General features: G+C 60.3%; 6 protein-coding genes and 1 rRNA gene. 6 read left to right on the top strand and 1 reads right to left on the bottom strand.

The genetic code is table 11. From position 1 onward, the window contains the following. Positions 1-10 precede the first annotated feature (10 nt). Positions 11-127, top strand: a 5S ribosomal RNA gene (rrf, locus tag KIH77_RS05930). A gap of 213 nt (positions 128-340) precedes the next feature. Next, complete coding sequence (locus KIH77_RS05925; RefSeq protein WP_219100168.1) at positions 341-1,429, top strand: DUF2974 domain-containing protein; 1,089 nt, start codon at positions 341-343, stop codon at positions 1,427-1,429. A gap of 60 nt (positions 1,430-1,489) precedes the next feature. On the opposite strand, the gene KIH77_RS05920 is transcribed toward KIH77_RS05925, so the two are convergent. Next, on the bottom strand, positions 1,490-3,592 hold the full coding sequence (locus KIH77_RS05920; RefSeq protein ID WP_219100167.1) for an SWIM zinc finger family protein: 2,103 nt from the start codon (positions 3,590-3,592) through the stop codon (positions 1,490-1,492). A gap of 181 nt (positions 3,593-3,773) precedes the next feature. Between KIH77_RS05920 and KIH77_RS05915 the strand changes: the two genes are divergently transcribed. From KIH77_RS05915 to pglX, 4 genes are all read left to right on the top strand, one after another. Next, positions 3,774-4,376: a DUF1819 family protein gene (locus tag KIH77_RS05915; protein ID WP_219100185.1), complete on the top strand. Its 603-nt coding sequence runs from the start codon at positions 3,774-3,776 to the stop codon at positions 4,374-4,376. 17 nt (positions 4,377-4,393) lie between these two features. Then, positions 4,394-5,095 (top strand): DUF1788 domain-containing protein, encoded by a 702-nt coding sequence (locus KIH77_RS05910; RefSeq protein ID WP_219100166.1) that lies wholly within the window; start codon positions 4,394-4,396, stop codon positions 5,093-5,095. 88 nt (positions 5,096-5,183) lie between these two features. Then, on the top strand, positions 5,184-8,945 hold the full coding sequence (brxC, locus tag KIH77_RS05905; RefSeq protein WP_219100165.1) for a BREX system P-loop protein BrxC: 3,762 nt from the start codon (positions 5,184-5,186) through the stop codon (positions 8,943-8,945). Next, positions 8,942-12,910 (top strand): BREX-1 system adenine-specific DNA-methyltransferase PglX, encoded by a 3,969-nt coding sequence (pglX, locus tag KIH77_RS05900; RefSeq protein ID WP_219100164.1) that lies wholly within the window; start codon positions 8,942-8,944, stop codon positions 12,908-12,910. The genes brxC and pglX overlap by 4 nt, the downstream gene beginning before the upstream one ends. Positions 12,911-12,918: the final 8 nt, after the last annotated feature.

The raw sequence follows: 12,918 nt of genomic DNA, 5'->3' as shown, positions 1-12,918 counted from the left end.
AAACAGATTTTGCGGCGGTCATGGCCCGGGGGAGACGCCCGGTCCCATTCCGAACCCGGAAGCTAAGACCCGGCACGGCGATGGTACTGCACCCGACAGGGTGTGGGAGAGTAGCACACCGCCGCAAACACAACTTCACAAGGGGTTTCGGGGAGCACATCCTCGAAACCCCTGTTTTCGTATATGCGCATGCCCTCACAGGCAAAACCCAAACATGGCATTGCCGTCATTCCTCGATCTCACTGCATTCTCATCGCATTCGAGACCCTTCAAAAACACGAAGAGCACGCTGTCATCCCCACGTATCATGAGCATAGGCAATCGTGGGAAGGATCAGACTATGGGGAACATCATCGACGACATCCGGTCGTCATTCGACGATTTCGAGAAGCGCCCGTTCAACGAAACCGACAGTCTGGTATTATCACAGCTCGCCTATGCGCACATGCCGGTTGTGGTGCCGCATTATCCTGCCAGAGGCATGGTGCTATTGCAGACGCTGCTGCGGTCGGAATGCTACGAGGCGATGTTCGAGCATGTATGGTCGCCGCAGATGAACGTGGACCTGGTCCGTGCGATGTGCGAAAGCCCTCGCTGGCGTAACGTGCGTGTGGGCGGCTATATGAGCGAGTCCGACCCGGAAAGCGCGAAACAGTTCTCCGCCACCACATTCGACCTGGGCAACGGGCTGCTGTACGTCGCGTTCCGCGGCACCGACAGTTCGATCGTCGGATGGAAAGAGGACTTCATGATGGCCTTCCGCCGTCCCGTGGCCTCACAGGAAGCGGCGGCGCGGTATGTGCGTGAGATCGCCGAACGATGGCATGGGATGATCATGATCGGAGGACATTCCAAAGGCGGCAATCTGGCGGTGTATGCGGCATCCATGCTCCCGGCGGACGTGCAGGACCGCATCGTGGCCGTATACTCCCATGACGGGCCCGGTTTCGATGATTCGTTCACCGGTTCGGCGGGCTTCCGGCGGATATCCGGTCGCATCCATAAGACGGTGCCGGAATCGTCGATCATCGGCATGCTGTTCGAATCACGTGCCGACGCCGAAAACGGCTGCACCGTGGTGAGCAGCGACGGAATGGGCATCATGCAGCATTTCGCCTTGAACTGGCAGGTGGATAGTGGACGGTTCGTCACCGTTCCACGACTGTCGTCAAGCGCCCGATACGTGGCCGACGTAATCAACGGGTGGATGAACCGTTACGATGACGAACGACGTCGCATGTTCATCGAGAACCTGTTCTCCATTCTCGAATCCGGCGGATACCATACGTTCGGCGAGCTGACCGCGCATTGGCGGCAGAGCATGCCGTCGATGATCCAGGCGGCGCGTGACGTGGACCCCGAGGAACGGGACGCCATGATCGCCGTGGTGGGAGGGCTGCTCGCCTCCGCGCTGAAACCGGGGGAGTGACCGCACCTATGTGACCGCCTTGCGACCATGCGGAAGGCGGTCACGACGATGCCGACGGTCCTACAGTGCGAAGGCGATTTCCTCACGCAACGCCTTGCGGTTCGGATACTGTCCGACGATGCGCCTCGCAAGTTCGCGCATCTCATCCTCTCCGAACACTTCGGCGTATCGACGCAGCTGCTTCGCCACCTGCCGGTAGGTGGCGCGATGCGCGTTCATGCCGCGACGGCCGGTCCGTGTGATGAACGTTCGCGCATCCAGCGCCCCTTCCGGCAGCGCATCGTAGATGATCTGCCGTGCCTCGTCCGGATGGCCGATTGCCAGCGTCTTCAGCAATGGCATCGGGGGATAGTGGATGGTCGTGCAGTAGGTGAGCGCCGCGTCGGACAGCCGTTCATCGACGATGAGCTTCTCGTATGCGGGATTACGCCAGCTGCTGCGCCGTTCCGGGCCGACCGCATCCGCAGGGATTTCAGGCTGTGTGCGAATGCGGTCGGCGATGTTCCTCGAACATTTTCGCGCCAGGGCCTTTGCCTCATCATGCCATGCCGCGTCGGAGACGCCGTTCATGGTCATCAGACGGCGCAGTCTTGAGACATATCCGATGTCCGCTCTGTCATTGCCGTTGATGATGACGAAACGGTAGACGTCCGCCAGACGGTCCGCGTCGTTCATGCCTTCCGCGCAGGCTTCCAGCAGGGAATGCCATCCGTGGGGCAGCAGCCCCTGCAGCAGACCGTTGTATACGATCTGCCTGTCGGCTTCCGGCTGGCTTGCGCATTGGCCGAGATAATCGTCGACGAGACGGTAGGCTTCATGGAACCGTTGCCGGCGCATCAGCACGATCGCATGCATCAGCAGCAGGGGAGCGCACGTGGGATGGGCGTCCCACAGCTCCTGGCAGCCGGCTTCGTCATCGGTCAGCCGGCGCAGGTCATAGGCCACCATCAGCACGTACTTATGCAATATATGTCGTGGCGTGACGAGTACGTCGTGGGGGAGCTCGCCGTCATGGGCGGGGCCGAGCCTTTCGATCGCCGTGTCGATCACGTCGTACGCCCACACCGCCTTGTCCTCGTATCGGGCGAAGGCCAGTGAGCCCGCCAACAGCATGGCGGCGTTCGACGGGTCGTAGAACTGGATTTCCGGCTCATAGGCGGCTTTGGCTATTTCTCCGAGCGCGATGCTCGCGGTCGGGGAGTCGGCGTACGCGGCCACGTTCTCCATATAGCAGCGGATCCGGTTGACGAGCTGGTCGTTCTCATTGGACAGTTCATGACGGTCGTCGTCCACGGAATTCGTGAACGCGGCCAGCGCCCCCATGCAGATGGCGAGATTCAGGCATGCGTTCGCATAATCCGTGGAATGCAGCGCGTTGTCTGCCACGATATGCAGGCCGGACAGCGCCTCATCATACATGCCATGCCGGTGTGTCTCACTGTATATGCTCATCGGCGGCAGTCCGTACTCGTCGCCGAGGTCCTCGTCGTCGGAATCGTCACGGCCGTCGTCGTTTCGGCCGAGTCGGCGATGATACGCATCCATGGGTCCGAGAATCATGCGGCCGGCCTCCTTGGCGGGGATGAGGGGCGTCTCCTCGTCGGCGCGGAGCTGTTCGGCATAGCGCAGACACGCGGTCGACCAGAAGAACAGTATGTGACGGCCGTCCGATTCACGCGCCTGTTCGTCGATGCGTTTGAGTATGCCGTCGAGGACATGCTTCGGCACCATGGTCTTGGGATCGCATGCGGAGGGGTCGTCATGCGATGACGGATCCGCTGGCCTGTCCTCGAATCGGGCCCGTAATGAATACAGTACGGCGCCCACATGCTTGCAGTATGGGGTTGTATGGTATGGGCATGTGCAGGCCGTGGACATCACATGCGGCATGATGGTGCGTAAGGTCGTATCATCGTCCTCATCGGTCTGGTCGTCGGTCTGATTGCCGCGACCGTTACGACCGCCGGCGTCGAGACGGATATCCACGTCATAGGAGACGGCGTTGCTGCCGGCAACGACCGTATGGAACAATGCGGGCGCGATCTCCTCCACCGTGCCCACGCGGCCATCCTCCCAATAGTCGAGGGCGCGATCCAGTATCTGCGGGACGTCGTCGAACATGGTCTCGAATTCATGCAGCAGTGGTTTCGGAGGGGTGTCCATGAATTCGAGTGTACTGGGACGGTATGATGGTCATTCACCGGATTGCCGGGAACGCCAGTGGAGACGGTGTGGGCGGGCGGCATCAATGAATGACCGTGTTGATGTCGGTGAGTGACGAGGATAAGAGCCGTCGTCATGGTGTAAGCTGAAATATTCGCGTGAAACAGGAAGGAGCGTGCCGATGGCGGAACGATATCGGTTGTCGTTTACGGTCGGCGGTCTGCTGGCTTCACAGGGCGTCATCGTGGCGCGTGTGTTCCTGGATCAGAAGGATTGGACGGCTGCTCGACGAATCGTGACGGATGAGAATATGCTTGGCGTACGCACGTTTGCCGCTGGCAAACGCATCGCCAGCGAGACGGTCAAGCGGCTCGGCGCGCTCGCGGGGGAAGAGCTGCGTTATCTTGCCGATGAGGGGACTGCGGCGGATGATCGTGCCGCACTCATGTGGGTGGCGATGTGCCGGCACTACACGCTGGTAGGGGAGTTCGCCAACGAAGTGCTGAGGGATCATTATCTGATGGGAACCCCGACCGTGACCTACGCGGATTATGACCGTTTTGTGCTGAAGAAGGCCATGTGGCATCCGGAGCTGGAGGAACTCAGCGAGTCCACGGCGAAGAAGCTGCGGCAGAACGTGTTCCGCGCCATGTTCGAGGCCGGTCTTCTGGAACAGCGGGGGAATCTTGTCGTGCCTTCCCTGCTGAGTCCCGAGATTGTCGATATGCTGGGAGACAGGCCGGAATCGTTCGGATTCTTTCCGATGGGCGAGCCCGGATTGTAGGGGAGGAGCGTACACGTATGGCGGTTTCCAACACGGTGCAGCGCGATCCGCGCGACATCGAACATGAATTCGACAGCCTGTTCGCCATCATGCGCAAGCGGTCGTTCCGCGACGGTAGCGACACCGCGGGTGAACCGGCGAACTACATCTATGCGTATCCGCCCGACAGGGAGCTTGAGGTGGGTCGGCGCATCGCGCAGTTGACGAATCGTCTGCAGGGCATGACGCCGGACCCCGGTGACATCGCTCCGGGTGTGCTGGTCATCGACCTCTACGACACGGCGATCGGGGTGCTCAGGGACAGCCGCATCTTCGACCGTGTGCTGAAGAAGGAGCCGCGTCTGCACCGCGCGTCCCCGGATGGGGAAGTGGGCGACATGTTCCTCCAGTCATTGGTCGACAAGCTCAGCCCCGACAAGGACGATCTGATGAATGCCATCGCCGAACGATACCGTGAGGCGCGTGAGCGGCATCAGGCCGACATCGTGTTCATCACCGGGGTGGGCAGGGTGTATCCGTACATCCGCACGCATACGCTGATGGAACGCATCCAGTTGGTGTTCGAGCAGTCGCGTCCCGTGGTGCTGTTCTTTCCCGGCACATATGCGAAGACTGCGAGCATGGTCTCCACGATGCGCCTGTTCGACCGTCTCGGAGCGGACAACTACTACCGGTCGTTCAGCCTCAACGGTATGGAGGACCCGCTTGGCGGGCAGTGATCGGCACGGCAGGCCGACAATGCGAATGCAAGTCGAGCATATATGAAACAGGCTTACGGATCAGAGGAATACAGGCAAAGGAGCGAACATGGGGAGTGAATCGGAAGCCGGCATGATGACGTTGCGGAGCATGTTCGTCAAGAACATCGACCAACGCATCGACGGCGTGGTCAAGGCCAGCGACGACAAGAACCTCAGGGACGAGATCGACGAATACGTGCTGACCAACGAGATTCAGAACAGCATGGAGATGCTGTTGGACGAATACAACGAGCCGGGCGCGCACCACACGAACGGCGTGTGGATCTCCGGATACTTCGGCTCGGGTAAATCCCACCTGTTGAAGATTCTCTCCCATGTGCTCGGCGATGTGCCCGACGCGTTCTCCGACGCCGCCACCATGGTGCCACGCGATCAGGCCGTGCATACGCTCATGCGCAAGGCGGCCGACGCGGGCAACAACACGCTTGAGGCGCTGCTGCGCCGGAACCTGGAGATTCCCGCCACCTCGCTGCTGTTCAACATCGACAGCAAGGCGCAGAACAACAATCCGAACGCATTGACCGACGCGTTCGTCCGCGTGTTCAACGAGTCGCGCGGCTACTTCGGCGCGAACCGGTACATCGCCAAATTCGAGCATGACCTCGACAACAACGGCAAGCTGGAAGCGTTCAAAAAGCTGTTCGAGCAGAAGGTCGGCAAGCCGTGGGAGCAAGGCCGTGCCGAATCCCAGTTCTGGGAGGAGGAGATCAGCGAGGCGTTCACCGAGGCCACCGGCAAGCCGGTGCGTGACGACCGTCTGATCATCGCCGACTATCAGGCGCAGTACAGGCCCACCATCGCCGACTTCGCCGACGACGTGAACGCCTGGCTGGACGCGCAGGAGCCGGGCCATCGCATCCTGTTCCTCGTGGACGAGGTCGGCCAGTTCGTCGGCGGCAAACCGGAACAAATGCTCAACCTGCAGACCGTGACCGAGGAGCTGTTCTCCCGCACGAACGGCCGCGCATGGGTGTTCGTCACCTCGCAGGAGGACCTTGACAAGGTGATCGAGGGCCGTACCGTGAACCAGGGCATCGACCTGACGAAGATCAAGGGCAGGTTCGACATCAACATGCGTCTCGACAGCACCGACGCCATCGAGGTGATCCAGAAGCGTCTGCTCGTCAAGACCGATGAGGCGCGGCCGATGATCGAGCGGTTGTTCGCGCGCCAGCAGGGCAATCTCGGCACGTTGTTCGACTTCCAGGGCGAGGGCGGAGCCCAGCAGTTCCGTACGAACAAGTTCGGTTCCGAAGACGACTTCGTGGACTCGTACCCGTTCATGAACTACGAGTTCGGCCTGTTCCACAACGCCATGCGTGGCATGTCGGACGCCGGCTTCTTCGAGGGCGCGCACCGGTCCGTGGGCGAGCGTTCGATGCTCAGCACCGTGAGCATCGCGCTCATGGCCTGCCGCAACCTGCCATTCGGCAGCATCATCCCGTTCAGCAGGTTCTACGACGGCATCGCCGGCACGTTGCAGACCTCGGCCAACTACCGCATCAACGAGGCGAACAGCCAACTGCCCGACAACGACGACAAGCCGCTCGCCCTCGCCCTGCTCAAGGCACTGCTCATGGTGAAGCACGTGCAGGGGTTCAAGGCCACGGTGCGCAACCTGCGCGTGCTCGTGCTGGAACGATTCGACGAGAACATCCCCGAGTTCGAGAACCGCATCCGCCGCGTGCTCGATGTGCTGGAGTCCGGCAACTACGTGCATCGCAACGGCGAGTTCTACGAATACCTGACCAACGACGAGCAGGAGATCGAAAAGGAGATCAAGAACGTCGACGTCAACGACGGCGACATCCGCTTGTTCATCGGCGAGATCCTCGGCGTGGACATTCTCGGCGGCGGCACGCATCGCATCGAGTATGGGCCGCAGAAGGCGCCGTTCCGCTACGGCCTGACCGTCGACGGGTCGACCATAGGCCAGACGCATGCGACGGTACTGCATCTGGTGACGCCGTTGGACGATACGGATGTGGACGCCAAGATCATGCAGAGCGCCGGCGAACGTAATGTGGTGCGCATCATCCTGCCCGATGAGAAGACGTTCACCAACGATGCCGTCATGTATTTGAAGACCTCGAAGTACGTGAAGCTGAACCTGCGCAACCAGGAGACCTCCAAGCAGCGGATGCGCATCATCGGAGAAAAGAACACGGTGTTGTCGATGATGAGGCGCATGTTGAACGGCGCCCTTCGCGAATCGATCATGAACGCCGTGTTCGCGTACAACGGCCTGCCGCTTGATCTGAAGTCCACCACTGCGGAGGGTCGCATCGCCGAGGCGATGGGTCTGATGGTCGGCAAATACTATCCCAATCTCACCATGCTCGCCGGCGTCCGCTACGACGAAAAAGGTCTGGCGAAGGTGCTCAGCGACGCCGAGATTCCGGATGGGGCGACGTTGCCCGGAACCTCGGATGCCCGGTCCAAGATCGATGCCCCGGCACAGGACGTGCTCTCGTTCATCCTGCGGTCGAAGACCATCAAGCCCACGGTGCACGCCGTCATCGCGCATTACAGCGAGCCGCCGTACGGCTGGCCCTACGCCGCGGTATTGGCCTGCCTGCTGCACCTGTATGGCATGGACCAGATCAATCTCATGATCGACAGCCGCAAGGTGGAACGCACCGAAGCCGTCGCCGCGATCACCAGCACGAAAAAGCAGAGCTCCATCGTCGTGGAGGTGCCCAAACAGTACGATGCGACCAAGGTGCGCCGTCTGCGCCGATTCTACAGCGACTACTTCGACGCTCCGGAATCCGGCCTGCCGTCCGACCCGCCGGCCCTGGCATCGACGGTACGCGACGCGCTCGGCGACGAAGCCGTCGACCTGCGGCACCTGCGCGACGTCAACAGCCGGTTCGCCTTCACCGCACGGTTGGATGACGTCATCGCGCGCCTGAACCGGGTGGTGGCGCACGGCGACCCGTGGATGCTCGAATCGTTCGTCACCGACGATGAGGACGACGGTGACGAGCAACTGCTCGACGACAAGGACGACATCATCTCGCCGATCCGGCAGATACTCAACGGCGCGCAGAAATCCGTGCTGAACGACTGCATGGCATACCTGCATGACAACGAATCGAACTTCACGCTCGCGTCGGCGGAACTCCAGCGGAAACGCGACGACGCACTGGCGTTGGCGAACGACCCGGACCTTCATCAGGGCAACCGCATCAACCAGCTCAGGACCATGGTGGACGAACTACGCGCCGCATTGGCCCGGCTGGTCGAGCAGGAGCGCTCGCAGGCGCTCGCCGTCATCGAATCGGTGCGTGAGAGCGTCACGCAGTCCGATTCGTACGCGAGCGTGGACGAGCCGATGCGACGGTCGGTGGACCGGAAGCTGGATGAGTTCGCCGGGAAGGCGGGAGGCGCCAAGTACATCGCCGACATCCGGCAGAACGCGGATTATGTGCAGCAGAGCCTGTACGCCACGCTGATGACGCAGCTGGACGAGGCGCTTGCCCGCAGGAATGAGGCGGCAGCCGAATCCCACGGGATCTCGTCTGACGAGACGGCCGACACCGATTCGGCGGACCATTCCGGGCGGCCGAATGCCGGCGAGGAGACAGAGGAATCGCAACGCCCCGGTCGCCACGTCGCCAGAACCGTTCTCGACGATGGAAATTCCGCGGCATCCGCCGTGCGCCAGAGCGTGGTCATCACCACCATTCCGGTTCCCAAGCCGGTGGCCGCGCTGGAGAACGAGCATGACGTGGATGCCTTCCTCGAATCCTATCGACGCACCCTTATCCAGGCCATCAACGAAGGAAAGAAGATCCTGCTGTGAATACGAACAGACTCCAGGCGTTCGCCGCCGAATCCCGCACCGAGCTGATGACGTCGATTGCCGTGCGCATGAGAGCGGCGTTGGAACCCTTCTCCCGGGCCCGTGCGGACCAGCCGGATGTGGTCGCCCGCTTGGAGGAGATCATCAGGGAAGAAGGCGGTGGCGACACTGGTTTTGCGGCCGTGACGGAACGGTATGCGTACCGGTGGTTCAACCGCATCATCGCCCTGCGGTACATGGATGTGCTGGGATATACGGATTCGCATGTGGTGTCGGCGGAGGACGTGGCCGATGTGAACGGTCTGCCGCAGGTGCTGTCGGAGGCGTTGCGCGGCGTGTATGATCCGGCCGTGTTCGAGGAGAACCGTGCGAACCGCACGGCCGGCGTGCGAGGTGCGGTCGAGGCGTTGATTGACGGCACGCGTGCGAGCGACGACCCGCAGGGCGAGGCGTATGGTCTGCTGTTGCAGGCGTATTGCCGGCATTGGCATGATGCGATTCCCTCCATGTTCGAAGGCGAGGAGAACCTCGACCGTGGCGTGGACGAGCTGCTCATGCCGGCGGATCTGCTGGCGTCGGGCTCGGTGCTGCGCCGCGCCTTGGAGGCCATGACTCCGGAGGACTGCATCACGGTGGATGAGGCTGGCGAGCGGCACGGCAACGTGGAGATCATCGGCTGGCTGTACCAGTTCTACATCTCCCAACGCAAGGACGAGGTGATGGCCGGTTTCAAGAAGCGCAACAAGGCCGGGGCCGCGGAGATACCGGCCGCCACGCAGCTGTTCACCCCGGACTGGATCGTACGTTACCTGGTGCAGAACACCGTCGGCCGCCTGTGGGCCAGATCCCACCCCGAATCCCGGCTCCCCAAGCAGTGGGAGTACTACATCACCCCCTCGACCCCCTCTGACAAGGGTGCTGCCACGTGCAGCGTGACTGGGGGAGAGACCGACATCTCTCCGGCTTCCCCGGTGACCCAAAATGAACCTGCCCGCTCCGTCATCCTGAGCGAATCCAATCCGTCTGTCACCCAGAGCGAATCCAATCCGTCTGTCATCCTGAGCGAGCGGAGCGAGTCGAAGGATCTCCCCACCATCACATCCCCCGAAGACCTCACCGTATGCGACCCCGCCTGCGGCTCCGGCCATATGCTCACCTACGCGTTCGATCTGCTCTACGACATCTATGAGGAGCAGGGTTACAGCCCGAACGAGATTCCCGTATTGATTCTGGAGCACAACCTCTACGGCATGGAGATCGACGAACGTGCCGCGAACCTTGCCGAATTCGCGCTGCTGATGAAGGCGCGGGACCGCTACCGCCGGTTCTTCCGCCGCAACCGTGGCATGCGCCCGCACATCCGCCGCATCGAAAAGGTGTCGTTCACCGAAGACGAGGTCAGCGAGCTCAACCGTATGTATCAGGTGGAGTTCGACCCTGAGATCTGGAACACGTATGCCCAGGCCGACATCACCGGCTCCCTCATCCAACCCCCAGCCGATCTCGCAAATCTCGCCGTTTCGACGAAGTCGGCCCCCTCTGATGAGGCGTCCTTGGCTCCCGCTGGCGGGAGCTGGCCCGGCGAAGCCGGGCCTGAGGGTGGTGATGCCGTCTCCGCCCAACCTATGCTCCTGAGCTCCGACACCCTCATCGACCATGAAACCCTCGCCCGCAAGGCCAAGGCGGTCCTCATCCAGACCCGCTACCTCGCGTGCCAATACATGGCTGTCGTCGCCAACCCGCCCTACATGGGCAACAACAACATGGGTCCAGAACTCAAGGACTACGTGAACCACAACTACAAGGACGGCAAAGCCGACCTGATGGCTTGTTTCTACTACCGCTATGGTTCCTTGACTGATTCGGATGGTCTGTTCGGAACAGTCATTGGCGATACATGGATGTTTATCAAGTCATTTGAGGCTATGCGAAATGATCTGATTCATCGTCATACGATTTCAAGTTTTGTTCATATCCGAGATATTTCCAATCATCCCGATATCTTTGGCGCAAATGCTGCTTTTATAGTAGAAGCCCGACGTGCCTCCCATAAGACTCGGTTCATCAAACTATCTCAGAACGGTTCCTCACGTAAAAAAGCGGAATTCCTTCAGATTATGCGCGGAGGCAATCAAGAAGCCACTTTCACCGTCTCCCAGTCCGATTTCACCCGCATTCCCGGTTCGCCCATCGTGTACTGGCTGAGCGACGCGATGCGTGCCACATTCACGAAGGGAAAGCCACTGGGCAATCTCGCACAACTCAAGCATGGGATGTCAACTGGTAATAACAACACATTATTGAGACAGTGGCATGAAGTAAGCTATAAAAAGTTTATTCGTGATTGTAAGTCTCGAGATGAAGCATCGAAAGCTACGGGCTGGTTTCCTTACAACAAGGGCGGTGAGTTTAGGAAGTGGTATGGTAATCAGCAATTTGTTATTCGGTATGATTCTCACGGGCAGACTTATATGAAGTCATTATCTGGTTTCAGACATGACGGACGTGATTACTATTTCCGACCATCTGTATCATGGTCCTTTGTTAGTAGCGCAGCACCGGCTTTCCGCTATTACCCTTCAGGTTTTGTTTTTGATGTTGCTGGTAGTTCTATTTTTGCAAGCGAAAACATCCTGAGAAGAATTCTAGGAATAGAGAATTCCACAATTTTGTATACGCAATTGACGGCAATAGCTCCAACAGTAAATTTTCAAGTTGGGCAGATTGCATCATTGCCAATTGCTGATGAGTTGAAGGATATGGACGATGAGGATGATGAGAATGTTGAATTCCTCATCTCCACTTCCAAATCCGACTGGGATTCCTACGAGACCTCGTGGGATTTTGCCTCTTTGCCGATTGTGGGGGATGGGAACTCAAAGGCCCCTCATCAGTCGATGTTGCCGACAGCTTCCCCTCAGGGGGAAGCCCGGTTTGACCACTCTCAGTCAGCTGCGCTGACAGCCCCCGCCAGCGGAGGCCAGGGGCGGAGCTTGGCGGAGATCGTTGCGGCGTATATCGACTCCTGCAAGACGGTGGCCGAGGAGCAGCGTCAGCATGAAATCCGCAACAACGAGCTGGTGGCGGACGCGTATGGTGTGCGTGACGAAGTGCCGTGCGACGTGCCGTTGGAGCGCGTCTCGCTGAAACGCAATCCGGCGTTCGCCTACCCGAAGGCCGACCCTGCCGAGCGTGACCAGCTCATGGCCCGTTACCTCGTCAAGGAGCTCATCTCCTATGCGGTCGGCTGCATGTTCGGCCGATACAGTCTCGACAAGCCAGGTCTGGTGCTCGCCTCGCAGGGCCAGACGTTGGACGACTACCTGCGTGAGGTGCCGGATCCGCGCTTCATGCCGGACGAGGACAACGTCATCCCGGTCACTGCGGACGAATGGTTCGAAGACGACATCGTCTCGCGCTTCCGCAGGTTCCTGTCCGTCGTCTACGGCGAGGAACGTCTGAGCGAGAACGTGGCGTACATCGAATCCATGCTCGGCAAGACCCTGCGCAAGTACTTCGTGAACGACTTCTACGCCGACCATGTGAAGACGTACAAGAGCCGTCCGATCTACTGGATGTATTCGAGCCGGCGCGACAACAAGGGCTCGTTCAAGGCGCTCGTCTACCTGCACCGGTACACGCCGCAGACCACGAGCAACGTGCTCGGCTACCTGCGCGACTACGTGGCCAAGCTCGACGCGCAGTCGTCCCGCCTGCTCGCCTCCGACTTGGCCAGCGACGTGCGCGCGGGGGAGAGAATGAGGACCGCAATCACGGAATGCCGCGAATACGAGGACAAGATCCTCTACCCGCTCGCCACCCGCAATCTCGACATCGACCTCGACGACGGCGTGCTCGTCAACTATCTTCGCCTCGGCGACGCCCTGCGCGCCATCCCCGCCCTGGAGCGCAAACGCAAAGACGTCGCCACCTGGACCTGGCCCCACCATGGACTAAATAATTGAATTTTGCC

Origin of the sequence: Bifidobacterium pluvialisilvae (genome assembly GCF_019331695.1) — a bacterium.
GTDB lineage: Bacteria > Actinomycetota > Actinomycetes > Actinomycetales > Bifidobacteriaceae > Galliscardovia > Galliscardovia pluvialisilvae.
Note: the sequence above shows the minus strand (reverse complement) of the source record. Positions and strands in the feature narration are given on the sequence as shown.

Bases quoted from the DNA above. Each gene is read 5' to 3' on its own strand.
- KIH77_RS05925 (WP_219100168.1), top strand. From the start codon at position 341: ATGGGGAACATCATCGACGACATCCGGTCGTCATTCGACGATTTCGAG.
- KIH77_RS05920 (WP_219100167.1), bottom strand. From the start codon at position 3,592: ATGGACACCCCTCCGAAACCACTGCTGCATGAATTCGAGACCATGTTC.
- KIH77_RS05915 (WP_219100185.1), top strand. From the start codon at position 3,774: ATGGCGGAACGATATCGGTTGTCGTTTACGGTCGGCGGTCTGCTGGCT.
- KIH77_RS05910 (WP_219100166.1), top strand. From the start codon at position 4,394: ATGGCGGTTTCCAACACGGTGCAGCGCGATCCGCGCGACATCGAACAT.
- brxC (WP_219100165.1), top strand. From the start codon at position 5,184: ATGGGGAGTGAATCGGAAGCCGGCATGATGACGTTGCGGAGCATGTTC.